The 26,313-nt window shown below is 48.8% G+C and carries 23 protein-coding genes; 11 read left to right on the top strand and 12 right to left on the bottom strand.

What is annotated here, in order from left to right; translation table 11 throughout:
- Positions 1-55 precede the first annotated feature (55 nt).
- Entirely contained in the window at positions 56-703 is a 648-nt protein-coding gene (locus PsAD26_RS01870) for an NUDIX hydrolase (RefSeq protein ID WP_206599983.1), read from the top strand.
- A 24-nt stretch (positions 704-727) separates the two neighbouring features.
- Here the strand turns inward: PsAD26_RS01870 and PsAD26_RS01865 are convergent, their stop codons facing one another.
- The gene (locus PsAD26_RS01865) at positions 728-1,366 is read right to left on the bottom strand and encodes an HAD-IA family hydrolase (RefSeq protein ID WP_063309053.1); all 639 of its coding nucleotides are present in this window, start codon (positions 1,364-1,366) and stop codon (positions 728-730) included.
- Between the two features lie 185 nt (positions 1,367-1,551).
- Here PsAD26_RS01865 and PsAD26_RS01860 point away from each other — a divergent pair, with 185 nt between their 5' ends.
- Positions 1,552-2,400, top strand: coding sequence for a GNAT family N-acetyltransferase (locus PsAD26_RS01860; protein WP_063309052.1), 849 nt, complete (start codon positions 1,552-1,554; stop codon positions 2,398-2,400).
- 9 nt (positions 2,401-2,409) lie between these two features.
- Here the strand turns inward: PsAD26_RS01860 and PsAD26_RS01855 are convergent, their stop codons facing one another.
- Positions 2,410-3,333 (bottom strand): LysR substrate-binding domain-containing protein, encoded by a 924-nt coding sequence (locus tag PsAD26_RS01855; protein ID WP_063300370.1) that lies wholly within the window; start codon positions 3,331-3,333, stop codon positions 2,410-2,412.
- Between the two features lie 310 nt (positions 3,334-3,643).
- On the opposite strand from PsAD26_RS01855, the gene PsAD26_RS01850 reads away from it, so the two are divergent.
- The 3 genes from PsAD26_RS01850 to PsAD26_RS01840 all read left to right on the top strand — a co-directional run bounded on the left by PsAD26_RS01850 (position 3,644) and on the right by PsAD26_RS01840 (position 7,753).
- Complete coding sequence (locus PsAD26_RS01850) at positions 3,644-5,182, top strand: aldehyde dehydrogenase family protein (protein WP_063294350.1); 1,539 nt, start codon at positions 3,644-3,646, stop codon at positions 5,180-5,182.
- Between the two features lie 12 nt (positions 5,183-5,194).
- The gene (locus tag PsAD26_RS01845; protein WP_057463143.1) at positions 5,195-6,394 is read left to right on the top strand and encodes an acyl-CoA dehydrogenase; all 1,200 of its coding nucleotides are present in this window, start codon (positions 5,195-5,197) and stop codon (positions 6,392-6,394) included.
- Between the two features lie 174 nt (positions 6,395-6,568).
- The gene (locus tag PsAD26_RS01840; protein WP_063309051.1) at positions 6,569-7,753 is read left to right on the top strand and encodes an FAD-binding oxidoreductase; all 1,185 of its coding nucleotides are present in this window, start codon (positions 6,569-6,571) and stop codon (positions 7,751-7,753) included.
- A 10-nt stretch (positions 7,754-7,763) separates the two neighbouring features.
- Here the strand turns inward: PsAD26_RS01840 and PsAD26_RS01835 are convergent, their stop codons facing one another.
- Entirely contained in the window at positions 7,764-8,714 is a 951-nt protein-coding gene (locus PsAD26_RS01835) for a LysR family transcriptional regulator (protein ID WP_063309158.1), read from the bottom strand.
- Positions 8,715-8,760: 46 nt separating this feature from the next.
- Between PsAD26_RS01835 and PsAD26_RS01830 the strand changes: the two genes are divergently transcribed.
- Positions 8,761-9,744: an aldo/keto reductase gene (locus PsAD26_RS01830; protein ID WP_063309050.1), complete on the top strand. Its 984-nt coding sequence runs from the start codon at positions 8,761-8,763 to the stop codon at positions 9,742-9,744.
- 706 nt (positions 9,745-10,450) lie between these two features.
- Here PsAD26_RS01830 and pap read toward each other — a convergent pair.
- Entirely contained in the window at positions 10,451-11,944 is a 1,494-nt protein-coding gene (gene pap, locus PsAD26_RS01825) for a polyphosphate:AMP phosphotransferase (RefSeq protein ID WP_057463258.1), read from the bottom strand.
- Positions 11,945-12,268: 324 nt separating this feature from the next.
- Here pap and PsAD26_RS01820 point away from each other — a divergent pair, with 324 nt between their 5' ends.
- Positions 12,269-14,272 (top strand): bifunctional DedA family/phosphatase PAP2 family protein, encoded by a 2,004-nt coding sequence (locus PsAD26_RS01820; RefSeq protein WP_057463147.1) that lies wholly within the window; start codon positions 12,269-12,271, stop codon positions 14,270-14,272.
- An 11-nt stretch (positions 14,273-14,283) separates the two neighbouring features.
- On the opposite strand, the gene PsAD26_RS01815 is transcribed toward PsAD26_RS01820, so the two are convergent.
- Positions 14,284-14,601, bottom strand: coding sequence for a metalloregulator ArsR/SmtB family transcription factor (locus PsAD26_RS01815; protein ID WP_057463148.1), 318 nt, complete (start codon positions 14,599-14,601; stop codon positions 14,284-14,286).
- A 438-nt stretch (positions 14,602-15,039) separates the two neighbouring features.
- Here PsAD26_RS01815 and PsAD26_RS01810 point away from each other — a divergent pair, with 438 nt between their 5' ends.
- The 4 genes from PsAD26_RS01810 (at position 15,040) to PsAD26_RS01795 (ending at position 20,467) form a co-directional block, all read left to right on the top strand.
- Positions 15,040-16,410: a DEAD/DEAH box helicase gene (locus PsAD26_RS01810; RefSeq protein WP_063309049.1), complete on the top strand. Its 1,371-nt coding sequence runs from the start codon at positions 15,040-15,042 to the stop codon at positions 16,408-16,410.
- An 11-nt stretch (positions 16,411-16,421) separates the two neighbouring features.
- Positions 16,422-17,492, top strand: a complete 1,071-nt coding sequence (locus PsAD26_RS01805) for a hypothetical protein (RefSeq protein WP_063309048.1) — start codon at positions 16,422-16,424, stop codon at positions 17,490-17,492.
- A gap of 75 nt (positions 17,493-17,567) precedes the next feature.
- Positions 17,568-18,095, top strand: a complete 528-nt coding sequence (locus PsAD26_RS01800) for an MmcB family DNA repair protein (RefSeq protein WP_063309047.1) — start codon at positions 17,568-17,570, stop codon at positions 18,093-18,095.
- Between the two features lie 1,163 nt (positions 18,096-19,258).
- Complete coding sequence (locus PsAD26_RS01795) at positions 19,259-20,467, top strand: hypothetical protein (RefSeq protein WP_153041438.1); 1,209 nt, start codon at positions 19,259-19,261, stop codon at positions 20,465-20,467.
- On the opposite strand, the gene PsAD26_RS01790 is transcribed toward PsAD26_RS01795, so the two are convergent.
- The 7 genes from PsAD26_RS01790 to PsAD26_RS01760 all read right to left on the bottom strand — a co-directional run bounded on the left by PsAD26_RS01790 (position 20,462) and on the right by PsAD26_RS01760 (position 26,310).
- Positions 20,462-21,163, bottom strand: coding sequence for a cytidyltransferase (locus tag PsAD26_RS01790; protein WP_063309045.1), 702 nt, complete (start codon positions 21,161-21,163; stop codon positions 20,462-20,464). The genes PsAD26_RS01795 and PsAD26_RS01790 overlap by 6 nt on opposite strands.
- A 3-nt stretch (positions 21,164-21,166) precedes the next feature.
- Entirely contained in the window at positions 21,167-21,967 is an 801-nt protein-coding gene (locus PsAD26_RS01785; protein WP_063309044.1) for an inositol monophosphatase, read from the bottom strand.
- Positions 21,967-22,704, bottom strand: coding sequence for a hypothetical protein (locus tag PsAD26_RS01780; RefSeq protein ID WP_063309043.1), 738 nt, complete (start codon positions 22,702-22,704; stop codon positions 21,967-21,969). Before PsAD26_RS01780 ends, PsAD26_RS01785 begins: the two co-directional genes overlap by 1 nt.
- Positions 22,705-22,775: 71 nt before the next feature.
- Entirely contained in the window at positions 22,776-23,360 is a 585-nt protein-coding gene (locus PsAD26_RS01775; protein ID WP_063309042.1) for an SIS domain-containing protein, read from the bottom strand.
- Positions 23,360-24,388 (bottom strand): Gfo/Idh/MocA family oxidoreductase, encoded by a 1,029-nt coding sequence (locus PsAD26_RS01770; RefSeq protein ID WP_063309041.1) that lies wholly within the window; start codon positions 24,386-24,388, stop codon positions 23,360-23,362. The genes PsAD26_RS01775 and PsAD26_RS01770 overlap by 1 nt, the downstream gene beginning before the upstream one ends.
- Positions 24,385-25,323 (bottom strand): phosphoglycerate dehydrogenase, encoded by a 939-nt coding sequence (locus tag PsAD26_RS01765; RefSeq protein WP_193758236.1) that lies wholly within the window; start codon positions 25,321-25,323, stop codon positions 24,385-24,387. The genes PsAD26_RS01770 and PsAD26_RS01765 overlap by 4 nt, the downstream gene beginning before the upstream one ends.
- A gap of 123 nt (positions 25,324-25,446) precedes the next feature.
- Positions 25,447-26,310: an FkbM family methyltransferase gene (locus tag PsAD26_RS01760; protein WP_193758235.1), complete on the bottom strand. Its 864-nt coding sequence runs from the start codon at positions 26,308-26,310 to the stop codon at positions 25,447-25,449.
- Between the last annotated feature and the right edge of the window lie 3 nt (positions 26,311-26,313).

Below are 26,313 nucleotides of genomic sequence, written 5' to 3'. Positions count from 1 at the left end.
ATAATGCCACTCATGGTTTTCCCTTTTCACTTTGCAGTTTTTAAAGGATTACTTCGTGGCTGATCCTAAAGAGCAATCAGACAGTATCATCCATTTTCTGCGATATGCAGAAGAAGTTGGCGCCATTGCCAACAATGGTCTCCTCTTTTCAAAAGACAAGTTTGATATTGAACGCTATGAGCGGCTCAAAAGTATCTCCGGTGAGATGATGAGCCTTGCCTCTGGCCTGCCAAACAATGAGATAGCAGAGTGGCTCGCTGTTGATACCTACTATGCAACACCGAAGATGGATGTTCGCGGCCTCATTATGCAGGAGAGTGAAATACTCTTCGTACAGGAACGGAGCGATGCGCGATGGACGCTTCCCGGAGGGTGGTGCGAAGTCAATGAATCCCCCAAAGAAGCTATTGAGAAAGAGGTATTTGAGGAGACAGGGCTAGAGGTTCAAGCCACCCGGTTGCTTGCCTTATTTGATAAGCACAAGCACGATCATCCGCCTCAGGTACCGCATTCATATAAATGCTTTTTTCTCTGTGAGGTTGTTGGTGGTTCACTGGAACAGAGCACCACTGAAACCAGCGCAGTCGAATTTATTTCAATGACGGAACTCCCTCCACTTTCCACGCATCGCGTCACAAAAGAACAGGTTCGCCGCATTTACTCACTTGCTATGGACCCCGATCATCCGACTATCTTTGATTAGGCTAAAGGTGACACCTTCGATCTTTCAGATGCACTCAAGCAAATCTGGTAGGTGTTCAATTTCATGGTCTGCGTTCATCGACCGCAAATAGTCGAAGTTATGGAAGAGGTTGTTCGATATTGGTGCAAACAGGCACGTACGACAGCCTAGAGCTTTACCTGCCCAAATATCTACATGAGAGTCGCCAATGACCAATGTCCTACTGGCATCTGCTCCCATCCGATCCAACGCTTCTTCAAAGGGGCGGGTATCTGGCTTGTGTCCGTAACCGTCATCTCCCGCAACCGTCGTCTGGAAAAAGTCCGAGAGGCCATGCACTTCAGTTCCACTTGTGAGAAGACGGCGTGAGCTTGAGCTGACAAGGCTTGTTGGAACTTTTTCATCCTTCAGCGTTGAAAGGGTCTTGATTGCTCCCTCATAAAGCTCAACTTCTTGCAATGCCTGCAGAACGTACTTCCGCGTTTCCTCGGCGATCTCGTGAAACCCTATATGAGGATGCTTGTCTGGCACTTTATGGTGATCATGAAAGAATTCTGCGACGATTTCTTTAGGTTGGAAGGTGAAGTTACGCAGCTCTAAAGCGCGTTGATATCCGTCGAGCCACACATCCAAAGTTCTGGCTAAGGTGCCATCCCAATCAAAAATAACGTTTTGAATATTCAATATTGCAGCTTTCTAAAAATAGGCACGATCAAATTATGCCTCATGCTTTGATCTTTCAATGATGGGCGGAGTGACTCACGAATAAGTCAAAGCTCGGTCAATCCACCAAGGGGGCATAGATTTAAACCATCACTTAATACGCCGACCCTAGGGTATAATTTGTGTTCCGAAAAGTGAGGTTGGTTTTGCAGAATCTCAGAATAAAACAACTTGATAAACGCGATCTTGGCACCATCCTGAATTGGGCAGCCAATGAAGGCTGGAACCCTGGCTTTGATGATGCTGACGCTTTTTACTCAGCAGATACTTCCGGCTTCTTCGGGTGCTTTGATGAAGATCGTCCAATCTCATTCATTTCCGGGGTCAAGTATGGCAAGGATTTCGGTTTTGTAGGACTTTACATTTGCGATCCGGAACTGCGGGGCAAGGGATACGGGAAGTTGGTGTGGGACCACTGCATCAAGTCCTTACATGGGCGTACGATGGGGCTGGACGGGGTTATTGAGCAGCAGGACAATTATGCGCGCTCCGGCTTTGAAACTGCCTACAGGTATATCCGATATGCTGGGATTTCTGCTGTGACATCAACCGATGACAAACGCATCAAGCGCATCGATGAAAGCACGTTACCCAGTCTCATCGAGTATGATCATAAGTTTTTCCCGCCTCAGCGTACCCCTTTCCTTACTAAGTGGCTGGATCCTGCCTCTCAGCATCGCTCTACCTTCTGTTACACAGAGGATGGTGCGGTCAAAGGATATGGCACAATTCGGACTGGGCATGATGCTTACAGAGTTGGGCCTCTGTTTGCAGATGATGAGCGTATCGCGGATTCCTTATTTCAAGCACTTATCGGAACGGTGCATGGTAAGGAAGTTCACTTGGATCTACCTGAGCCCAATGCTCATGCGCTTTCCCTCGCAGAGCAAGATCAGATGGAACCTGTATTTGAGACTGCGCGAATGTACAAAGGGACTGCGCCCACTTTTCCACTCGGCAACATCTATGGAGTGACAACACTGGAACTCGGCTAAATCGAGCGCTTACTGCGGCAACAACGTCTCGCGGTCTAACTGCTGTTCGTGGGCTTCTTCCTGGAGCCATGCTTTGAAGGATTTTACGACTGGGCGCAGGGTTCGGTTTTCCGGATAGACGAAGTGGTAGGCGGAGGAGAGTTTCAGGCTGATGTCGAACAGGCGGACTAGTGTTCCTGCGGCGAGTTCTTCTTCGATAAAGAACTTCGGTACCAGTGCCACGCCCAAGCCGGAGGCGGCAGCCTGTGAGATCATGGTGAACTGATCGAAGCGCGGGCCCTGAAAGGCGCCATCTGTTTCTACACCTGCCAGAGAGAACCATTTTTGCCATGCATCTGGCCGTGTTGACTGGTGCAGGCGCATAACGTCGATCAGATCTTCCGGCGTGCGCAGACTGTGTCTGTCGCGGAATGCTCTGGAGGCGACTGGAATGACTTCTTCCTGAAACAGTGGCTCTGCGATGGCTCCTGCCCAGACAGGTTCTCCGTAATGGATCGCTCCATCAAACGGTTCTACCGAGAAATCGAAGGGGCGCAGTCTGACGGAGAGGTTGAAGCTGGCTTCCGGGTAACGCTCATGGAAACGGGGGAGGCGACGGGCGAGCCAACGGGTGCCAAAGGTTGGGAGGACGGCGACATTGAGCACATCCTCACTGCCGGCAAAGGACATCACCTGACGGGTCGCGCTGGTCATCTTTTCCAGTGTGCCGCGGATGTCATGCAGGTAGATACGCCCGGCATCCGTCAGAACAATGCGCTGGCGAATCCGTTTGAACAATTCAACACCCAAGCGACCTTCCAAAAGGCGCACCTGTTTGCTGACTGCGCCTTGCGTCAGGAACAATTCTTCAGCTGCACGCGTGAAACTGCCGTGCCGCGCTGCGCTTTCGAATGCGATCAAACAGTCTATCGGGGGGATAAAACCACGCTTCATCCTGACCTCTCATGATGCCGTGAACAGCTCGAAACTCCTGAAATCGCGAGGTTAAGCACACCCAACACGATTAAATTTCGTTCTATCTGGCATCATCTCCTTCTTAAAACAGAATCTCAAATAGGCCGATACCCATTATTATCCTACTGATTTTAAGCAGTTTTCTCACTAGCGCAAGATCCAAGCGAAATTATCAGTCATTCCATATGCGAATGAATAATGGAAAAGACGTAGCTTTTACCCGTGAACAGGACAAGAGAAACTCTGCTCAAATTTCGAACTGACTGTTTCTCACTCTTTGGGGGCTTCAATGACCGTAGGTCTGGATACCGCGCAATTCGCAAAAGAAACAATTGAACTCATGGAGCGTATGGGTGTTGCCCGCGCTGCTTTGGAAGGTGGCACACTTGCTGCGACTTCTCCAAACTCCGGTGAAACACTGGCGATGATCAAAGAAGACAGCGCCGCGGAAACCACCGCTGCGATTGGTCGTGCTCACGATGCTTTCAAAGAGTGGCGCAAGCTGCCTGCACCTCGTCGTGGAGAGCTGGTTCGCCTGCTGGGTGAAGAGCTTCGCACTTATAAAGATGACCTTGGCAAGCTGGTGAGCCTAGAAGCAGGCAAGATCACCTCTGAAGGTCTGGGTGAAGTTCAGGAAATGATCGACATCTGCGATTTTGCAGTTGGGCTTTCGCGTCAGCTGTACGGTCTGACCATCGCGACCGAGCGTCCGGGTCACCGTATGATGGAAACCTGGCACTCATCCGGTGTTATTGGTGTGATCTCCGCGTTCAACTTCCCAGTCGCGGTCTGGTCCTGGAACGCAGCACTGGCATTTGTTTGTGGTGACTCCGTTGTTTGGAAGCCATCTGAGAAATCTCCTCTGACAGCAATGGCGTGTGCTGCGCTGTTTGAGCGTGCGGTTGCCAAGTTTGGTGATGATGCGCCGAAGGGCTTGCTGGAAGTTATTGTAGGTGGTCGTGAAATCGGTGAGACGCTGGTCGACGACAAGCGCGTGCCTGTTATCTCCGCAACCGGTTCCACTCGCATGGGTCGTCAGGTTGGTCCACGTGTTGCACAGCGCTTCGGCAAGTCCATCCTTGAGCTGGGCGGCAACAACGCAGCGATCGTGACCCCATCTGCTGATCTGGACCTGACCCTGCGCGGCGTGGCCTTCTCTGCAATGGGTACTTGCGGTCAGCGTTGTACTACTCTTCGCCGTCTGATCACACATGACAGCGTTTATGATGCGCTGATCCCACGTCTTATCAAGGCGTATGCCTCTGTGAAGATCGGCATTCCGACCGAAGAAGGCACGCTGATCGGTCCGCTCATCGACAAAGACGCTTATGACAACATGCAGAAGTCTCTGGAAGCTGCGAGGGCAGCTGGCGGCACCGTGCATGGTGGCCAGCGCGTGATGGCGGACGAGTATCCGGATGCCTATTACGTTCAGCCTGCTGTTGTTGAAATGCCTGGTCAGGTTGGCCCTGTGCTGGAAGAGACTTTTGCTCCGATCCTCTACGTCGTTCGCTACAGCGACTTTGATGAAGCGATTGAAATTCAGAACGGTGTTGGTGCTGGCCTGTCTTCGTCCGTCTTCACCAAAGACATGGGTGAAGCTGAAACCTTCGTTTCTGTTGTTGGCTCTGATTGCGGCATTGCAAACGTCAATATTGGCCCATCCGGTGCTGAAATTGGCGGCGCATTCGGTGGTGAAAAAGAAACTGGTGGTGGCCGTGAAGCTGGCTCTGATGCCTGGAAGGCATACATGCGCCGCGCGACCAATACCATCAACTACTCTGGCGCTCTTCCATTGGCGCAGGGTGTGAAGTTTGACGTTGAATAAGGAATTTTGAGCATGAGTAGTGATCCAACCGGCGGAGGCGTCTTCAATTGGGAAGACCCGTTCCTCATGCGCGACCAGTTGAATGAAGACGAAGTCCTCATCATGGAAAGCGCGCGTGCCTACGCTCAGGAAAAGCTTCTGCCACGTGTGATGGAAGCCTACCGCGAAGAGAAGACTGACCGCTCCATCTTTAACGAGATGGGCGAGCAGGGCCTGCTTGGTGTGACACTTCCAGAGCAATACGGTGGTTCAGGTGCGTCTTACGTGGCTTACGGCCTCGTTGCCCGCGAAGTTGAGCGTGTGGACAGTGGCTACCGCTCCATGATGAGTGTGCAGTCCTCGTTGGTGATGTACCCAATCTACGCCTACGGCTCTGAAGAGCAGCGCATGAAATATCTGCCGAAGCTTGCTTCTGGTGAATACGTTGGCTGTTTTGGTCTGACCGAGCCGGATGCAGGATCTGACCCGGCTGGCATGCGCACCCGCGCTGTGAAGACCGAGAGCGGATACCGCATCACGGGTTCCAAGATGTGGATTTCCAACTCTCCAATCGCAGACGTGTTTGTGGTTTGGGCGAAGTCTGAAGCGCATGACAACCAGATCCGCGGTTTCGTTCTTGAAAAGGGTATGGAAGGTCTTTCTGCCCCTAAGATCGAGGGCAAACTGTCTCTGCGTGCTTCCATCACCGGTGAAATCGTGATGGACAACGTTGAAGTGGGTGAAGATGCGCTGTTGCCTAACGTTTCTGGCCTGAAAGGTCCGTTTGGCTGTCTGAACCGCGCTCGCTACGGCATCTCCTGGGGTGCGCTGGGCGCTGCGGAAGATTGCTGGATGCGTGCTCGTCAGTACGGCATGGACCGCAAGCAGTTCAACCGTCCTCTGGCACAGACACAGCTGTTCCAGAAGAAGCTGGCAGACATGCAGACCGAGATTACTCTCGGCCTTCAGGCTTCCCTACGTGTTGGTCGTCTGTTTGACGAAGGTCGCGTTGCTCCTGAGATGATTTCCATTGTGAAGCGCAACAACTGCGGCAAGGCGCTGGATATTGCGCGTCAGGCACGTGACATGCACGGCGGTAACGGTATCTCTGAGGAATTCATGGTGATGCGCCATGCTCAGAACCTTGAGACCGTCAACACTTATGAAGGTACGCATGACGTTCACGCCCTTATTCTGGGTCGTGCGCAGACTGGCCTTCAGGCTTTCTTTTAAGCCCTGATCAGCATCGTAGTCTCATGAAAGTGCTGGGAGGCCTTTTTTGAGATTACGCTTGATGCTCTTGGGAGGCGTTTCGCCTCCCTTTTAGACCGGCGCTCGCAAATACCCGCCTAATTGTTTCGGGCGTCGGTTCTTACCTTTTCCATTTCTCAGTATTCAGGTGTGACTATGGCGATAGCTTCAGTGGATGTTGCTATTATTGGGGGGGCTGTCATCGGGTCATCGGTGGCGTACCATCTTGCACAACGCGACGACTTCAAGGGTAGCATTGCGGTCTTTGAGAAAGACCCGTCTTACCAACATTGCGCTTCGGCGCTTTCTGCCGCTTCTATTCGCCAACAGTTCTCCTCTGCCGTGAACATCGACATTTCGCTCTATGGCATCGATTTCTTGCGCGATATTGGCAGTCTTCTGGAAGTTGACGGCGAGCAGCCACGCATTGACTTGGTTGAGGGCGGTTATCTTTTTCTCGCAACGCCAGACAAGCGCAGCATTTTGGAAGAGAACCACGCGCTTCAACAAAAGATGGGTGCGGACATTGGGTTTTTGGATACTGATGCGCTGAAAGCCAAATTTCCGTGGCTCAACGTCTCTGATCTTTCTGCTGGCTGTCATGGTCTTTCTGGTGAAGGCTGGTTTGACGGCTATGGCCTGATGCAGGCTTTCCGCCGCAAAGCGCGCTCCCTGAACGTGCCTTATGAGCCGTATCAAGTGGTTCATCTTGAAAAGATCATGGGAGGCAGCTGGATTTTGACGCTCTCCAACGGAGAGCAGGTGGAAGCTGGTGTTGTGGTGAATGCTGCAGGCGCGTCAGGTGGTACTCAGATTTGCATGGAAGCAGGTTTTGAAGCGCCTGTGCACTCCAAAAAGCGCATGATTTTCACCTTTGAATGCCGCGATGAGGTTTCAGGTCTGCCGTTGCTGGTTGATCCGAATGGCACCTATGTGCGCCCTGAAGGGACAGGCTTTATCTGCGGCAGCTCACCGGATGAAGAGCAAGATCCGGATTCCTTCGACTATGATGTCGATTATTCCTTCTTTGAGGAACACCTTTGGCCAACACTCGCCAACCGTATTCCTGCATTTGAAGCCATCAAACCCGGCGCCGCATGGGCAGGCCATTATGATGTGAACCTGTTCGATCACAACGCATTTACCGGTCCAGTGCCCGGCATTGAAGACTTTTACATCGCGCTGGGCTTCTCCGGTCACGGCCTTCAGCAAAGCCCGGCGGTGGGACGCGGCCTTGCCGAACATATCGTAACAGGCCGCTATGAAACGCTGGACCTTTCCGAGCTTGGTGTTGAGCGCCTGACCGCAAACAATCCGCTGATTGAGCGGAATGTGGTTTAAGAAGAGCGGCCTACTGAGGTGGGCCGCTTAATCTGGCTCGGTTTTTGATGATCAGGTCGGCGAGGAAGTCTGCCATGACGCGCATTCGGGGGGAATGGGCGAGATCAGAGTGCATGACCAGATAGATTTGTTGATCAACGCCGATGTTGGCTTCCATGCAGACAAGCCCGGCTTCTGCTGCAAGAAAATGCGGAAGAACCGCCAGACCGAGCCCGGCTTTGGCAGCGACCACTTGCGTCGCGAGTGATGAGGTTAAAACTGCGGGTTCACGGCCTTTTAAAGCGCGTCGAATCCATTGTGCTGCGGCAAGGTGAGCCTGCGCTTCACTCCAGGATATACAGTCGTCGTTCTCATAGCTCTCAGGCTTTTCAAGTTCTGTCCGCTTGAGCAGATATTCTTTGCTTGCATAAAGGCCGAAGCCAAGTGTTCCCAAGCGGCGAAGTGTTACGTGGCCGCTTTCCGGTTTCACCATCCGTATGGCGAGGTCTGCATCACGGCGGTGCAGGTTCACTGAGCTTACGTCGGTTAGAATTTCGATATGCAGATCTGGATAGCTGGTGCGCAGCTCGGGCAGTGCAGGCAAAATCAAATGAGTGGCGAGATTTTCTGCTGTGGCGAGGCGCAATTTTCCGGAAATGCCTGCCTGAGCCTTTGCGCCGGAGGAAAATGCGGCGGCTGCGGCTTCCAGCGCCTCTGCTTTTGCCAGCAGCTCACGGCCATCCTCCGTGAGCTGGTAGCCGGACTGGTGCCTGACGAACAAAGGGATTTTCAGCGTTTCTTCGAGACGATCAATCTTTCTCGACAGCGTCGCCACGCCGATATGCAGGTGTTGAGCAGCCGCGCTGAGTGTTCCTGTTCTGGCGACAGCCAGAAAGGCTTTGGTGTCATCCCATACAAGGTCGCGCAGAACTTCATTTCCAAATTCGGAAATCAGCTTTCCATTTCTACTCGTATTTTCCATTTTTGAAACATGGCAAGTATTCAGCAGCAACACAAGGAAGCTTCTGATGAAAACGCGCCAACTTGGATCTAAACTTAACGTCTCAGCACTTGGTCTGGGCTGCATGGGGATGAGTGAGTTTTATGGCTCACACGATGACAGCGTGTCCTTGGGTGTGATGGCACGAGCCGTTGAACTGGGCATAGATTTCTTTGATACGGCAGACATGTATGGCCCTCATCACAATGAGGAGTTGATTGGTCGTTTTTTGAAGGAAACAAAAGCACCTCTCAAAATCGCAACGAAATTCGGCATCAATCGGAAACCCGGCGAATACAAGCGGACAATCGATAACAGCAGGCAATACGCACGGCAGGCCTGTGAATCTTCTCTGAAGCGCTTGGGCGTTGATTACATTGACCTTTACTACGTTCATCGCGTTAACCCGGAGCAACCCGTTGAGGATGTCATGGGCGAGCTTTCGCGGTTGGTTGATGAAGGAAAGATCGGCAATATCGGGCTTTGTGAGATCAACGAGACAACACTGCGCCGGGCGCATGCGGTTCATCCAATTGCAGCTGTACAGACAGAATACTCGCTGTGGTCCCGTGATGTCGAAAGCGCAATCCTGCCTGCATGCCGTGAGCTTGGTATTGGATTTGTCCCTTATTCCCCGCTGGGACGAGGGTTTTTGACGGGCAGTTTCAACTCGAAAACGGAGTTTGAAGAGGGCGATTTTCGCGCCAATCTGCCTAGATTTTCCAAAGAGGCCTTGCTCATCAATGAGGGCATCGCGAAAGTGATAACAAAGGCCGCACACCAGAAGAAATGCACACCTGCGCAGCTCTCCCTTGCCTGGTTGCTGGCAAAGGGAAACGATATCGTGCCAATTCCGGGTACGAAGAGACTGAAGTATCTGGAAGAAAACGCTGCAGCACCTGAGATTGAGTTGACCGCTGAAGAGGGACTTGCACTGGACGCTGAGATTGCTCGCATACCTGTTGTGGGTGAACGGTATACGCCTGAGGGTATGAAAGGCCTCAATGCGTAAGCAGCTGCGTGACCTATAAAAACTTATCCCCCTCACAGTTTTCTCCCATATTCTGAGAGACATGCCCACGCAACGGGCTGCTGGCGGACCGTCCGTCAGTGAGGCGTGGGTTGGGTGGGGCTATCAGAAGAGGTAACGCATCTTTCTGGTGGTCCGGTGAACCGAACTTCAAACGTGACCGCATGGTTTGAGGGGAAGGGCCCAAGTTTGTAGGGTATCACGCGGCGACAAGTGCAAATGTACCGGCAGTAAAACCTGCTTTTACAGATGCGTTTGTCAAAGACGGAGGAACTGTTTGGGCATGGAAACGTGTCTGGATAAGCCATTGTCTTTCCGGGAAACCGGCTATCGTGCCTTACAGGCAAAGAGGCGACGTTGTTCATTACAAGAAAGCCCGGGCGAGGCGAGCAGCCACTGCCGAAGACTCATATTTAAACAAGTAGCGCAGGCACTGCCTGCTCGCCTTGCTCATCCCAAGTTTGGGAACCTTAGCTTCAACACTGCATGGGCTGCCATGCGGTGCCTTTGGTGCATTTTTTGTTGTTCCAGTGCCATTCAGAACAGCATCCGACAGAGACCGTATTGGCAACTCGCTCACCCAGTTCTGGGGCAAGATTGTCGACTGGTTTCCGCTAAGGTCCTGTTACAAAACAAAGTGTAACAGGACCTGATGCAAGGTACAGAAGAAGAGAAGTGCTGACTTAGCTTAGCTCTCCTTGTCCTTCTTCTTCATCGCCTTTTCGAGGGCATTGACGGTGGTTCTAAGCACCTGAATACGAGCGTAGCGCTTGTCTTCGGAAGAGATCAACGTCCATGGCGCATAGCGGGTGGAGGTGCGGTCCACCATGTCACCAGCTGCGATGGCGTATTCGTTCCATTTGAGGCGATTGCGCCAGTCTTCCTCGGTGATTTTGTAGTTCTTGTAGGCGGTTTCTTCGCGGGCTTTGAAGCGGCGCAGTTGTTCTTCTTCCGAGATCGCGAGCCAGAACTTGCAGAGGACGAAGCCGGAATCTGTCAGCTCTTTTTCGAAGGCGTTGATTTCGTTGTAAGCGCGCATCCAGTCGGCCTCAGAACAGAAGCCTTCGACGCGCTCAACAAGAACCCGCTCGTACCAGGAGCGATCAAAGATGGCGCTGTGGCCCTTTTTCGGCAGGCGGCGCCAGAAACGCCAGAGGTACGGGTGCAGCTTTTCTTCGACGGAAGGGGCTGCGATTGGGTGCACCTTGTAGTTTCGCGGGTCCATGGAGCGGGTGAGGCGGCGGATTGAACCACCCTTGCCAGCAGCATCGTTGCCCTGGAAGACGGAGATTAAACCGAACTTTTTGAAACGCTTGCGGTCTGTCAGGTACGCCATTTTGTCCTGAAGCTCTTCAAGCTCTGCCTTGTAGTCTTCTTTGGAGATGGTTGCTGTCAGGTCTATCGCATCCACGGCGTTGGCCTGCGACAGGGTCGTGACCACAGCCGGAGCTGAAACCGGATTGCCGTTGCCGCTTTCCAGCTTCTTCTTCATGGATTGTGCGATGGTTTCGGCCAGCGCGAGATCGCGAACATCCGGATCCTGAGAGGGGATTACAAACCAAGGGGCATAGCCGGTGCTGGTTTGCAGGGATGCCTTTTCGCCAGCCGTCTGAGCGGCGCGATAGTGCTCCGAGCCAGACCATTCCTCAATGAAGTTGCGGCCTTTTTTGCCTTTGGCTTCGATGTCATGCAGGCGTTCCTGCTGCTCTGCCTTTGGAAGAGTGAACCAGAACTTGAGAAGGAGAATGTTCTCGTAGGCCAACATTTTTTCAAAGCGGTTGATGGCTGACAGCTGGCGCTCCAGCTCTGCGTCATCAATCTTGCCCATAACGGCATCACGCAAAGGTTCCTGATACCAGGAGCCAAACACAATGGAGGTTTCGCCCCGTGCAGGTAGATCACGCCAGTAGCGCCAGTAGTTTGGCCGGGCGCTTTCAGACTCGCTACGCTCTTCATGGTAGGCGTTGCAGAACAGATAACGGGTATCCATCCACTCATACAAACGGGAGATCGCCGCGCCTTTACCCGAGCCGTCTACGCCAGCGAGCAAAATGATCGTTGCAAAAGCTTTGTTCTCTCTCAGCTTGTGCTGAACTTCCAACAATTCCTCACGGAGTTCAGGCAGTCTTTTTTGAAGCAGTTCTTTGCTAACTGTCTGAGGAATGTTTGCAGACTGAAACATGCAAGTGACCTTCGCATCTGGGGCATGGCGTAAAATGTTATTTTTGCTCATTCGGCTTTGGTGCCAAGAATAGCCATTCTGTATTATTGCTTAAAGAGCTAAACGATGTTTTTCGTCACCAGAATTAACGTATGGGTCTGATTAGTGGGACTATTATGCTTTTTGAAGGGATTAGGGCTTGTTATTTCCCTTTCAAAGCGCCAGATGCCTGCATATAAATGTAACAGAATGCAGACCTTATTTTGGTCACCTTGGCACTATGTATACATTTCAAGCAGTCACCCAGCGATCTAAGTCATTTATGAAAGAGCTAGAGACTTTTCAGTGAACGTCGATTTCGTCACCACATTCCTCAACCACATTGTTGATTTCATTGCAGCAAACCCAGCGTTCGCTGGCCTTATCTGTTTTATCGTCGCAATGGGCGAAGCGCTCTTTCTGATTGGACTGGTGTTTCCAAGCACGGTTGTTCTTGTGGGCGCCGGAACGCTAATTGGCCTTGGCGAGCTGCCCTTTCTGAGCATCTTTTTATGGACAACCGCAGGCGCCGTAACCGGCGACGCGTTTTCCTATTGGTTTGGCTACTTTTACAAAGACAAAGTGCGCACCATCTGGCCATTAAGCCGGTATCCGGATTGGCTGCAGCGCGGTGAAGACTATTTTGCCAAACATGGCGGTAAGAGCATCTTCATTGGCCGTTTTGTGCCAGGTGTGAAGTCTGTGGTACCCGGAATTGCTGGTATGGCGGACATGAGTTTTGGCCGCTTTACGTTCTTCAACGTAACATCAGCCTTCGCATGGGCCGCAATCCATTTGATACCGGGTGTGATGGCAGGATCAGCTCTGTTTGCTATTGGTGAGTTCAATACGCGTCTGGCGATTATTCTTGGTGGCTTGCTGCTGGTTCTTTTGATTGCCGTGGCCCTGATCCGCTGGCTGATCATGTTTATTCTGCCAATCGTTGGCGGTTCTCATCAGGCAACAGTCAATTGGTTTGCCCGCCGTCCTGATCGTTTCAGCCAATGGGTTGCACGGACGTATGACCCTGAAAACCCACGTAGTGTGGGGATGCTGGTTTCTGCGTTCTTCCTGCTTGTCACGCTGCCCGGTTTCATCTGGTTTACAGGTGCCGTGGCGCCGGGAATGCCGATGGCGCGGGCTGATCTTGCGATCAGCAACTTCTTCCAGATCGCCCGGACACCGATCATCGATAAGGTCATGGTTATGATCACGATGATGGGCGATGGTCATGTCACTGCAACCGTGACGCTGGCTGTTGGGCTTTATCTGTTTGGGCGGAAGGCATGGCGCAGAGCGACAGGCTTTGTCATCGCGATTGTCAGCTCCTCTATCTTTGTGGTGATCACCAAGGCGCTGATTGGCCGCGATCGTCCGATTGAGCTGTACTCTGGAGCGGACGCATTTTCATTTCCATCCGGACACGCGACGATCAATACGGTTCTGATCGGGGTGATTGCGGTTTTGGTGGCTCATGATCGTTCCCGTCTGAGCAAGACGATCATCTATTCTGTGGCGGCAACCTTTGCGATCCTGATCGGGTTTTCACGAGTTTATCTCGGCGCGCACTGGCTTTCAGACGTGCTGGCTGGCCTCTTGTTTGGCTCCGGTACGGTCTTCTTCTTCTCATTTGTATTTGGGCATATTCACAACGAGAAAGTTGGCAGAACTGCACTGACGATCATTTCGCTGAGTGCACTGGCGATTGCTTCCGTCTGGCACATCAGCACAAATTACAAGACAACTGCTGAGGCTTATGAGCCGCGCAGTGAATCCGTTGTGATCCAAAAATCCAGCTGGCGCTTGCAGGACTGGCGTTTACTGCCTGCCAAGCGTGTATCCATTACGGGTGAACTGGAAGAGCCGATAACGCTGCAATGGTCCGGTACGCCGGAGCAGTTGGAAAAACAACTGACAGACCTGGGCTGGCGCAAGGCTCCGGAATGGTCTGTTCCAACGGCGACTGGATACTTGAAAGGCGAGACACCTGCTGGCGAACTGCCTCCGGTACCACACACCAATGCAGGCTTTCTGCCTGCGCTGACGATGGTTTATGAAAGCGATCAGGACCACAGACAGGTGTTTTGGCTCTGGGAAACCCGGTTCAAGCTCTCCGATGTGAGCGGAGAAATTTCCAATCTGTATATCGGCGGTGCGCTGGACGAAGAAACCGTCCGTCTGTTTGGTGAGTTTTCAGGTCTGAAGTCTGAAGATGAAATTCCAGTGGATCTTCACATGTTCAACCAGCTACCAAATGCAGAAGAGAAGCGCAGGTGGGATGGTAGCTCTGTGGTCATTGCGGGGCCTTAAAGCAGGCCCTGCTAGGCTTTTTCCTGAGGAGCGCAATACAGGCCGTAGAGAGTTTGCAGAACGGATTCCACTTCGGCACTTGCCAGAGAATAATAGATTGTCTGGGCGCTACGACGGGTGGAAACCAGATTGCTGGCACGCATCTTGGCAAGGTGTTGTGACAGCGCGGACTGACTAAGATTAACAGCTTCTGCAAGTTCACCTACAGTACATTCGCTCTGTACCAGTCGACACAACACCATCAAGCGCTTGGGATGCGCCATGTTAGCAAGAAGCCGCGAAGCTTCCTCAGCGTTTTCTTCTAAGTCTTCAAAATTTGCATCAATCAAAGCTCGAACCCTAATCTTTAATGTTATTAGCAGCAGGCCATTTATAGGATGTGGGCCATAAAAGCAGCGTCATTATTCTTGGTCCCCATACATAAAGAAGAACATGAAACATGCAAGTAGCTGGACTGCTCTAACCAAATTTGTCGTCCTTTTCTTGTCGGGACAACCAGAATATTATGCTCTCCTGCAATAATTCTAGCATAATGTGGCGGGTCTATGTTAATAGCCCGATCAAACCGAGCCTCAGAGGCTATTCCAGTAGAATTAATTGAAGCTGCCTGCTTTTGTGCTGGATTTCTCGAAGGCAAACTTCTTCAAGCTTGTTTTGTGCACATCCTAAATCGAAAAATGGTTTCTAGTTTTCCGGGCTGCGCAAAAAACACATGATGAAATCAGCAGAACCGGCTTCGGACACTCTGCCCATTCGAAAGATCACTTTTGACCGACTTCGACAAACTTGGCGTTGCAAAACCATTTCAGATCGCCCTGAAATCTAAAGGTTATGACGAGCCAACACCTATTCAGGAAAACGCTATTCCATACATTCTGGATGGCAAGGACCTGCTTGGTCTTGCTCAGACCGGAACGGGTAAAACCGCAGCTTTCGCAGTGCCGCTTCTTCAGCGCTTGCTTGAGAGCCGGTATCGCGCAGCGCCGAAGAGCGTGCGCAGCCTTATTCTGACGCCAACCCGCGAGCTGGCGGATCAGATTTCAAAGAACATCAAGGCCTATTCAGGCCGCACCAAAATGTACTCCAGCTGCGTTGTTGGCGGTGTGCCGTTTCCTCCGCAGTTCCGTGCTTTGCAGCGTGGTCTGGATGTGCTTGTGGCGACACCTGGCCGACTGCTCGACTTGCACCGCAAGAACGGCGTCAGCTTTGATGAGCTGGAGATTTTCGTTCTCGATGAAGCGGACCAGATGCTTGATCTCGGCTTTATCGCAGAGCTGGAAGAGATTGCTTATCTGCTGCCGGAAAAACGGCAGACACTGCTGTTCTCAGCAACTATGCCTGCAGAAATTCGTGAGTTTGCTGGTCGCTTCCTAAGCGATCCTGTTGAGGTGAGCACTGCGCCACCAGCAACAACAGTAGAAGCTGTTATCCAGAAGATCGCGCATCTGGAAGATAACGCCAAGTATCCTTTGCTGAAGACGCTGCTTGAAACGGAAGAGTGCGAGCGCGCTCTTGTGTTTACGCTCACCAAAAAAGGCAGTGCGCGGCTTGCTGCCCGGCTGAATGCAGACGGTGTACCAGCAGAAGCTATTCATGGCGACATGTCTCAGGCAGAACGCCAGAAGACGCTGGACAAGTTCAAAGGCGGTAAGCTGAAAACCCTTGTTGCGACTGATGTTGCAGCCCGCGGGATTGACGTTTCAGATATTTCGCATGTGATCAACTTTGACATGCCGAATGCGACCGAGAACTACGTGCACCGTATTGGCCGTACGGCGCGTGCGGGTAAGAGCGGAAACGCGATTACGTTCTGTTTGCCAGAAGATCGCGGTATGCTGCGTGCTGTTCAAAAGCTGATCGGCAAGAAGATTCCCGAGATGGATGGATACACCTTCTTCCCATCAGATCGCGAGCCGAAAAGCGCGCGTAGCAGTGCGCAATTGGCGGGCAAAAAACAGAAGCTTGGTGGGCAGCGTAAAGGCCCGGGCGGCAGCAAGTTCGCTCAAAAGCCAAAGGGCAAATCTTCTGCCAAGCCGGGTAAAAAAGCACCTCCACGTCGGTCGCCAAGCAAGTCATCTGACACGTCTTCAGCGCCTGCTTCCGGTGGTGGCGTTTATCTCAAGCGCAAGAAGCCTTAAGCCTCCGCTCAATGCAGAGTCTTACGACAGCGCCGAGTGTGTTTCACGGATTGGAAGTAAAGTTCCAATCCGGTGGTCGCAGCGGTGTGTTGCTGGTTGTTTTCTCTCAGGTCCGGATACCCTCTGGTAAATTCGGGCTGGAGCGCTTGTTTGCAAAGACGCAGCATTCCTGTGTTTTTCTGAATGATATCCAATCGCAGTGGTACCTTAGTGCTCAACAGGGCATTGACTGTGCGATTGACGAAGCGATTGCGCAAGAGAACCCGGAGCGCATCATCTATTACGGCGCATCCATGGGGGCTTATGGGGCGTTGGTGACTGGCCTGCGGCGTCAGGACGGTGAGATTTATGCGTTTTCACCGGAGCTGGAGCTGGGTGTGGTTGGCTCACAGAGCGCTGCATACCTGGCACCTTTTGCTCCTGATAAGGCAGATCTGCTGGGGCTTCTATCAGAGAGTATGAAGTATCCCGTTCACCTCTTCTTCGGGCTATTCGATTGGGTTGACACGAACGGATACCTTGCCGCGCAGCGATTGCCGCATTGTGCAAACCGGTTTTGTTATGGGGTTGCAGGGCCGCATGCGTTGCATGATCAGCTCTACTCTCTCAACATTATTCGCCAGCTGATCAAGACGTTTCAGCGTAATGTCTCTGAGCTGCTTTCGGCACGAGGGCTCCTTATTACGCCAAGCCTTGCTGACTGCGCGGAGTTTGTTGGTTTGGGGCAGGCGCTTGCAGAGAACGCTCCGATGTATCTGCCAGATGTATCGAGATCGCTCTCTGATAATCCGGGCTACGGGCTGCTAAGGGCAGAGCATTTTGCGTTGCAAGGAAAGCCCCAAAGGGGTGCTGAACTACTTCAGGAATGGGGCATTGCCTTGAAAGATGATGCCGTACTCAAGACGACACCAAAGCGTTGGCGCAAGAGCTTCTTGATCCGTGCAGCAGAGTTGTATTTGAGCTGCGCTGAGCGCCCGAAAGCTCAGGAAGCGCTTACTGACTGCGTAGCACAGTTTCCGATTGATGAGCGGATGCTGCATTTGGCAGCCGAGCTGGAATTCGTATTACCTGAAACCCTGTGAGGTTCTGATCTAATCTTGGATTGAAATTGTCTGGCAGCTTGATAGTATCACTAAGAACAAAGTGGGAACGACTTCATGGAATTTGTGAAAGGCTCAAATCGCGTTCAACTGGATGATCCACTGGTCGATGGTCGTCAGTCCGAGCGTGCTTTGAAAATCCAGCGTGGGGTACAGCGCTATTTGCGCGTGTTGGGTTACACGAGCTTGCCAGAAATCACATTGGCCTCGGGCCGAAGGGCGGATCTGGTGGTTATTGGCAAGAAGTCCGAGATTTGGATTATCGAGATCAAGTCATCCATTGAGGACTTCAAAGCAGACAACAAATGGCATGAATATCGCGATTATTGCGACCGACTGTTTTTCGCCACCAGCCCAGATGTTCCGCAAGAGATCTTTCCGGAAGAAACCGGCTTTATTCTGGCTGATGACTACATGGCAGAAATCATTCGCGAAGCACCGGAACACAAGCTCTCTGCTGCCACCCGTAAAGCGGTAATTTTACGATTTGCGCAGGCTGCAGCGAACAGACTGCACGATCTGACTGACCCGAACCAGAGAAACCTGCGCATTCCACCAAGAGGTGCTTTAAACCTCACATACTGACAACTGACCTTGAGGCTTTATTGCGCTGCTATCAAGCCTCAAGGTTGGCAGAGAGCAAAGACTATTTACTCATCTGCTTGGACAGTTCACAGGCCTACCTACCAACACTCAAATTGTGAGTTGAAGGCATCGGGTCTACGGAAGAATCTAACCCATTGTAACAGCTTATCTTTTAGAGCCGAAAACAGTTCTTGTTCAAACGTTGAACGATGTTTTGACACAGCGCGGTGCTAGCAAGCCAAGTAAACTTTGATGAAGTTCAGGTAAATTTTACTGCCAGATAAGCATGATGTGTTTTTAATTTTCGTTTATTCTCAATAAATCTCAATTTCATAAAATACCTTTATTCCAATTAAAGCTAAGAATAGTATTATGTTGCCATACTTCTACCTTTGCAACTTTCGACAGAGCAACACCCGAGAGGTTGCTTAATTGCATGATTACATTCAACTTACTGTCGCCCAGTCAGCATTGGATGTTAACAACCAGTCCAATCCTATAATGTAAGCCAAGTCTTACAGGAAGCCTGATGAAAAAGTAAACCAGCAACTTAAGAGTGCGTAGTCTGAGCCAATTGGAGCATATTGAACTTCAAAATGCCGATAGCCTCAGATAACTTCCCGACTGCAGAAAACTCAATAAACGAAGGCCGTCGTACTGGTGCTGCCCTAACTACACCCCGTCCGAAACCGATTAAGAACTTAACCAGATTAGAGTTTATAATTCGTGCTAAACTGCTTCATTTTGTGTGACCATTCAGAGCAGAGTAAAGTCATCAAGCAGGAACTGCATTATTGTATCGTTCCCGCTGACCCTCAAACCCGTCAATGCACGCCATGAGAAGAACCGCATAGCCTTGCGCCTAAAGCCTAGTTTCGCAGAAACAAGAAAGATCAAATAGCCAACATGCTTCAAGGTCAAGCACCTGTACGGCGCAATTGTGGGCCATTTTTTCGTTCCTTAAAAGGCGAAAGCCCAGCAGAATAGGTGAAGCCAAACCACAAATCTTACTAAGACATATTTAGCAATTTTCTTAATTAGCTTGAATTAGAAAAACAGTATAGCAAGTCGCTAGAAAATATAGTAATTAGGCGCTTCAGTTAACCAAGCATTTTATTTATTTTTTGTGTTAACGTTGTTATCAGTGCGTCTTTAAGCCGAGTTTGAAGTTATTGAAAGATAGAGAAAAAGCCAAACAGTTAAGAAATATTGGATACAACTATTTTGGACCAATATTGGTAGACTTTTGTCGATGGTTACATTCCGAGCGAAAAATAATAGAATATAACAACATTTTATTATTTGTTGCACGCGACGGACATCTACTAAAGAGAATCTACAACACTCTGTATCCGGAGGAGAGTTGTGAATACTTTCTTGCATCTCGGATATCTCGGCATTTCTCTGAATTGACATCAATAGAGAAAGTTGCTGCGGAATTACGCCGCAGTGCTTCTGATTATTCTTATCGTAATGCATTAAAGCTTTGGTACGACTTAAAACTGCCATTATTCTTCAATTTACAGCATCCAAAAGAAAAAGAAGGGCATGCAAGACACCATTTGAGCTTTTATGATTTTGCAATACAACATTCCGATTTAATTTTTGAAAAAGCACTTATTCATCGCAAAAAATATTTAGAATATACTCAGAGGATCATCGGTAGCAAGCACCCGATTATCGTTGACATTGGATACAAGGCAAGTACACAAGCTTTTTTGAGCGATTTACTCGAGCATGATGTTTCTGGATTGTACATGGTTACGCATAAAGAAGCGATGCGCGTCTGCAAAGATTCTGGACTGATCCGTTCGTACGATGGTTTATTTGTAAGTGCGAAGGACCAAAAGAGTGTAGTTAACAATTACCGATTTGTTTTTGAAGCAATTTTAACAGCACCATCAGGAGCTTTTGTCGCTTTTGACCAGCTAGGGCAACCTTTATTTGAAAGAGACGTCAGGAGCCAAATTACCAGACAGATAATTTCAAATATTCATAGCGGAATTCTCGACTTTGCAAACGATGCAACTTGCTCAAAGAGAAAAATCGAGCAAATCGAAAACAGCAAATGCAAAGTTAAGTGCTTACTATCATCGCCAACTAAAACCCAAGCACAACTTTTCGAAGGTCTCGAATTCTGTGATAGCTTCAAGACAACTGAGCGGCTTTACATTGTTAGCCCACAAAGCAAACGATTTGATTCATTTTCTTTGTGGGCTGAAGGTCAACTACGCGCTGATGATATTAACCTTTGGGATCCTTGGCGAGCATTTGGGTCAGTATGTGTACCAATTGCAAAGCCCTTTTTACCAAAAGGCCAGTATCTCAGGCTAAAAACAAACTGTCGAAAATTTATATTTGATAAATTATAATACCGTTTCCACGCAATGAGTTTTCTTATTTTGAATTGCGAGTAGCGCTTCTGCAATTTCAAGGTCTTGCTGTGTCTTTATAACATGGCCGGATGTTTGACCAACATCAAAGAAACCAACACGGCCAAAATATGTAGCAGTTCTACCTTCCTTGCGTGCATCTAAAAACGTTTTGCGTCGCCAAGCAGATACTGACCAAGTAATTCTCTGCACGGCTATTAGATCTTGACTATTTGATTTTTCTGCAAACGTAAAATTCACAGGTTGATCTTGAAATGCAATTTCGATCTGATCTCTTATGCAGGAGAGTAAGACATCGTATTTTTTAATTTTGTATTCCTGAGTAAAGCCCCTTAACTCTTCAAAAGTGAGCAACGGAGCGATAGAGTGCACCTGAAACAACGCCTCACATGGATGTTTAAGGAGGAACTCCTCAACGAATTCTTCCGAAGTGGCAACGTTATCTGCTAAAGTCGCTGGCCGCCTGTGAAATTTGGCGCCTTCTTTAATGGCAACTTCTGCAATTTCATCACTTTCAGAGTTCACCCAGACTTCATCAAAACACTGTGCAGCGAAGCACTTACGGATCGCATGCGCAATAAGAGGTTGACCATTCAGAAGGGCAAGGTTTTTCCTCTTTAATCTTTGCGACCCGAGTCGGGCAGGGATCATAGCGATCATCTTATCTTGCGACATGTTTTATTCTCCATTGAGTTCCTCTTCGGCCCAGGAGAGTCTCATTGAAATTTGCTGAGAAGCTTTCAAGGTACTCGGGTGCGCACAGATACTCCTGAGACAATTCGTCGAAAGTTTAGAATCGAGGATTAACCTTCGTGTAATGCCGGAGAAGCTTTGATAGGAGGCTCCAGCTTCCTCTGCAATCAGGCTGGCGGCAGCATCATCCCAAAACTTAGCTTCTAATGAAATCGCAGTTGAGAACACTCCGGATGCGACATAGCAGATGTGCAAGGCTTGACTGCCTAAGTTCCTAAGTTTTCCAATCGAACGAAGAGCTTTGTAGGCTTCTTTAGATTCGATCAAGCAATCCATAGCACCGGTTGAAACAGCTACAAGTGAAGAGGGTTCGTTAGGAACACGCAAACGATGGCCATTGAGGAAAGCGCCTGCTTCTTTTTGGGCTGAAAAAACATGCGCACGATGTATGTCTGCGACAGCACTTGCTCTCAAAACATGCCCCTCAAACAATGCCGCAGAAATTCCGACAATTGGAATGCCTGAAAGTAGATTATGCGTTCCATCAATGGGATCAATGATCCAAAATGTCTCTTCGGCACCCTCAATTACTCGTTCTTCACTTAAGACCTTGATGTTTGGGGTTAGTTTCTGCAACTCCTGTGTAAGAAACTTATCAACTGTAAAGTCAACATTTGTTACATAGTCACGAAAGGATTTTTCTTGAATGCTAGCTATTGATTGCGAATTGGCGAGAGTAATGCTATTTTGCAAAATTCTTGACAATTGAGTAAGAAACGGCGGCACTATATTTTTCCTTTTACTTGAAACTCAAGTTCTAGAATCCCATCCCGCTGGATGGAAATGCGCGCGCCTTCCTCAATAGATACACAGGGAGTAATCCCACCTGTCGAAATCCACTGTCCAGGTCTGGGTTGGAAATCTTTTTCTAAAGCGCTGAGCAGAAAGCGTCTTGCGCATTCTTCAGCAGGCCAAACGAGTTGATCGCTGGTTCCTTCCGCAAGTTTTTGATCATCTTGAAATAGACAGAGAGAGGCTTCATGCCATGGCTGGATTTGGCTTGATCTTAATGAATAAGGCTTACCAAGGACTAAGAAACCAGCCGCACACCTATCTGCAATTAAAGTTTCGACACCAAACTCAGCAATATTCTCAATCGGAGACGAGGGCATTTCAACTGCAACACACCATTGATCAAACAAGTTTTCAATCGGCACTTCTTGAATAGGTGTCGGGTTCACTGTGCTTGAGATGCGAAATGCAATCTCAACTTCGGCTCTAGATTGAAGAAGTTTCCTTGTTGGCGCTAGAGTGGGAACATGCGCTATTTCAGTGGAATCGAGCGCCCCAAAATAAAGTTCGTCAACTTTGAAAATAGATTGTGTTGATCTAGTAGTCCCGCCCAACTTCCAACCACCAATCTCCAAGTGGTCTTGTATCCCTTGATGACGGATGAGACTATAAGCCTCATCCAAGGATTGAGGGACATTCAGTCCTGACATCTGTACAAATTTTTGGGGCATATTAGCCCTGCGCACATATCTCATTTCAGATGGCCTCAATTATTTGTATGCTTTCAAAGTCAAATTGGCGTTTATGCATCAACGAGTGCGCGGGTTGTATACTCTGCTTTGCCAATTACGGCATCAATTGTAGAAGTCAACCAAATACTGTGAATATTTTCGACGATATTATATGCCATAGATGGGACAAAAAATTTAATGTCACTCAACTGCCTTAGAGGGTTATCGATGGTTTGTGCCGAAAAGGAAATTACTGGCAAGCCTCGGGCCTTAGCATACTTAGCAGCGTTGACAACTGACGGCGACTTTCCACTGACGCTGATCAAAACAACAGCATCTCCGTCATCAGCATAATGTTCAAGCGCTTTTGCTATCCAGTGGTCATAACCAAAATCATTTGCAAAGCAAGTCATTAGATTTGCATCATGAAATGTCACTCCACGGACTTTGCCTTGCTTTGTAAAATCAACTGCACCATGTGCAGCAATCGATGCACTAGCACCATTGCCTGCAAACATTAGCTTATTGTTTGTGGCTTGAACTCGTGACGCTAAACTCGCAAATTTATCTATATTTTCGTAAGCATCTTGTGTAAAAGTAAGTTTCTTATATTCTTCGAAGTATTCATCAAGAAAGCTTTTTGTATTTATTTGCATCAGTTAGTTCCGTTCAGTTTGTTAAAGAGATTTTTTCCTTCATGGCGCTCGAGATCATAAATACGATCAATCAAACACATAACTCGCAACGCTTCGTGAGAGTCACGCCGTTCTGTAAAGCTCTCCTCATTGATAGCGGAAATAAAATTTTTCATTTCATGCTCCCATGAATGATCCACGTCATAGAGGTGCGTCTCTTCATCCTCCCAGTTGGCCGCTGGTGCTTTAGTACGATTTTGAGCAATGGTTAATTGTTCTGCGCCATATGTTCCTGAAGGCGTCTTTAAGCCATTGAGAACCATGTATCCTTTCTCTAAAAACACTTCAAAGGAAAAAAGGTGTCGCCACTGTGTCATGGTAGAGTGCAGTGAAGCACATATACCAGTTTCAGAGCTCCTGAATATAGCAAAGACATTGTCTTCGATATCAGGAATGTTCCAGTACAGACTTGAAACGAAAGCATGCATCTCATCAAAATCCCCACCAACTTGTAAAAACAAGTCCAGCATATGGATACCTTGATCGATAAGAATACCGCCACCCGCTAGCTTCGGATCTGCACGCCAATTCGTAAAATAGTCTTCATCAACTGACTTTCCATAGCGTCCGCGCATCCACAACACACGACCAAACTTCCCACTTTGTATTTCTTCGATCATCCGAAGTGAGCCACCATGGTGACGATGGTTAAAGCCATACATTAAGACTTTTCGCGATTTTTCTTCTGTCGTAATAATCTCTCGAACTTCATCGCCTGAGAAAGCGGGTGGCTTTTCACAAAAAACATGCTTCCCGGCACTTAGAGCAGCAATTGTAAGTTGCTTGTTTAAGTAGTTCGGAGTGCAAATAACTACCGCATCTAAATTAGTGTCATTGATGATTTCATCATAAGTATCGACAAGAAGATGCTTATACTCTTGATTTCCATTAATTTCATATATTTTTGCAGCCTCACCGGCCCCAGACGCAATCAGCGCCTTGTGCCGAATCATGCCCATCTTACCGTAACCGATAATACCGTATTTCATAGTGTTAATACTTCTTCTTTAACTTGCTTTCGACTTAACACGCTATCAAGATTGCGGAGAGTATTCTGATGAACGTTTTCAACTGCTGCCAGAGCATTGTTGGCGTTGTGACTTCCAAGGATCACGTTGTCAAAATTTCGCAAAATGCTATCAACCGGCAACGGCTCAGTTTCAAACACATCTAAACCAGCACCAGCAATCTGACCACTTGCTATTGCTTTCTCAAGGGCCCTCTCATCCACTAATTGCCCCCTAGCAACATTAATCAGATAAGCGTTTGATTTCATTTCATTAAGAAATTTTGCATTGATAAGATGATGATTTTCGCTCGTGTAATTGCATGCGAGGCAAATAAAATCACACTCGTTTGCGATTTCTTCTAAGCTCTTCGGCAGTGCTACTGTGCTTGTGAGGGCAACTTCTTCATTTTTTTGCGGGTCAAAGAAATATACACTGGCCCCAAAACTACCAGACAAATCACCGATTCGTTGCCCAATTGCTCCAAAGCCAACGATACCAACTTTAGATTGACTAAGCTCTATTCCCAATGGCTTTGGCCAATGCCCGCGTCGGATATCTCGATCTACTTGTACAAGATGTCTAGATAAAGATAGCATGTAATGAAGAGCGACTTCAGCGACTGCATGAGAGAACGCCCCAGGACTATTAAACACTGGTATTTCAAGGTCTTCTGCAGCAGTTCGATCTATGCTATCAACGCCCGTTCCCCATTTTGAGATAACTTTCAAGCGAGGCGATGCAGCTTCTAACACAGTCCGTGTGATTTGGTCATCACCAGCAAGCCAACCATCTACATCCCCAACCAATTTTAGGCAGTCATTCTCTGTAAGAAATTGCTTAACTTTTGGCCAAACCGGTTGATATCCTGAATCCCTTAGTTGTTTATCAAACCTCTCCCGCTCCTTAAGCATCATTATATTGCTCACTAGTACTCTCTTCATACATGCTCCTTAATTGGATTTGGGATTCTAAATAACATGCGTCTTTTACCGTCCTTTAGCAGGTGTTTGTTAGTATAGTGAATAATCTGAACTCGATCACACAAGAGTATTTGCTTTAGGTTTTATAACTTCTATCTTCACAAAAATGAGATTAGCTGGAGTCTTGGAGATTAAGATGTATCCAACTCTCTGCAACAACTCCCGAATACGAATGCTGTTAGGGATCTCGCCTTCTGGACTAAGCTCGTCACTCGGCTCGATACAGATTATGGCAGGGCTATAAGTTGTAAAGTCTATTTGTCTTAAGATCCTCAAATCGAAGCCTTCCAGGTCGATAGAAATAAAGTCTGGTGGCTGGTGTGGAAAATGCTTCGCTAATACATCACCTATGTGCTCCGTTGGCACGACCACTTCGCGCAAAGGCTGTGGATCCAACCCACGAAGAGAATGGAACTTAGTAGAAAACTCAAAATCTAAACTAGACAATTCATGTTTTTTATGAAGATAAAGCTTCTGTTCCGTTGTGTAAGTATCTGATAGTGCACACTGAAGAACAACATCCTCTGATCGCACTCTACTAAGTTCGTCACACAGCTCAAGGTTTGGCTCCACAAGTACACCACGATGCCCATCTTTATAAAGGAGCCAAGTATTACTCATATTGATTGGGTGGTTCGCACCTGCATCTAGATAAGTGATTTCTCCGTTTTCGTACCTGTCTGGGAACGCTGCTTGTAAGATGCTTTTTACAATTATGTCTTCCCCAAATTGCGCGAATACACGCACATCAGGCGCGAAGATTGTTGGCAGCTCTGAACGATGTCCTAATATATCATGTAGACTTGCAATATTGGGCATTGCGTTACCGTGCACACTGAGCAGGCTTCGTAATCCATGACGAGCTCGATGGAGTATTGCATACAAATCAGAGATAACTTTAAAATCGTTAGAATTGAGCATCTT

Source organism: Pseudovibrio sp. Ad26 (assembly GCF_001623285.1).
Classification (GTDB): Bacteria; Pseudomonadota; Alphaproteobacteria; order Rhizobiales; family Stappiaceae; genus Pseudovibrio; species Pseudovibrio ascidiaceicola.
This window is presented reverse-complemented; position numbering and strand designations above follow the sequence as displayed.

What these genes read in the sequence shown, in the direction of transcription:
- PsAD26_RS01855 (WP_063300370.1), bottom strand. Translation starts at nt 3,333, where the DNA reads ATGAAGCGTGGTTTTATCCCCCCGATAGACTGTTTGATCGCATTCGAA.
- PsAD26_RS01850 (WP_063294350.1), top strand. Translation starts at nt 3,644, where the DNA reads ATGACCGTAGGTCTGGATACCGCGCAATTCGCAAAAGAAACAATTGAA.
- PsAD26_RS01845 (WP_057463143.1), top strand. Translation starts at nt 5,195, where the DNA reads ATGAGTAGTGATCCAACCGGCGGAGGCGTCTTCAATTGGGAAGACCCG.
- PsAD26_RS01840 (WP_063309051.1), top strand. Translation starts at nt 6,569, where the DNA reads ATGGCGATAGCTTCAGTGGATGTTGCTATTATTGGGGGGGCTGTCATC.
- PsAD26_RS01835 (WP_063309158.1), bottom strand. Translation starts at nt 8,714, where the DNA reads ATGGAAAATACGAGTAGAAATGGAAAGCTGATTTCCGAATTTGGAAAT.
- PsAD26_RS01830 (WP_063309050.1), top strand. Translation starts at nt 8,761, where the DNA reads ATGAAAACGCGCCAACTTGGATCTAAACTTAACGTCTCAGCACTTGGT.
- pap (WP_057463258.1), bottom strand. Translation starts at nt 11,944, where the DNA reads ATGTTTCAGTCTGCAAACATTCCTCAGACAGTTAGCAAAGAACTGCTT.
- PsAD26_RS01805 (WP_063309048.1), top strand. Translation starts at nt 16,422, where the DNA reads ATGCAGAGTCTTACGACAGCGCCGAGTGTGTTTCACGGATTGGAAGTA.
- PsAD26_RS01800 (WP_063309047.1), top strand. Translation starts at nt 17,568, where the DNA reads ATGGAATTTGTGAAAGGCTCAAATCGCGTTCAACTGGATGATCCACTG.
- PsAD26_RS01790 (WP_063309045.1), bottom strand. Translation starts at nt 21,163, where the DNA reads ATGTCGCAAGATAAGATGATCGCTATGATCCCTGCCCGACTCGGGTCG.
- PsAD26_RS01780 (WP_063309043.1), bottom strand. Translation starts at nt 22,704, where the DNA reads ATGCCCCAAAAATTTGTACAGATGTCAGGACTGAATGTCCCTCAATCC.
- PsAD26_RS01775 (WP_063309042.1), bottom strand. Translation starts at nt 23,360, where the DNA reads ATGCAAATAAATACAAAAAGCTTTCTTGATGAATACTTCGAAGAATAT.
- PsAD26_RS01770 (WP_063309041.1), bottom strand. Translation starts at nt 24,388, where the DNA reads ATGAAATACGGTATTATCGGTTACGGTAAGATGGGCATGATTCGGCAC.
- PsAD26_RS01765 (WP_193758236.1), bottom strand. Translation starts at nt 25,323, where the DNA reads ATGATGCTTAAGGAGCGGGAGAGGTTTGATAAACAACTAAGGGATTCA.
- PsAD26_RS01760 (WP_193758235.1), bottom strand. Translation starts at nt 26,310, where the DNA reads ATGCTCAATTCTAACGATTTTAAAGTTATCTCTGATTTGTATGCAATA.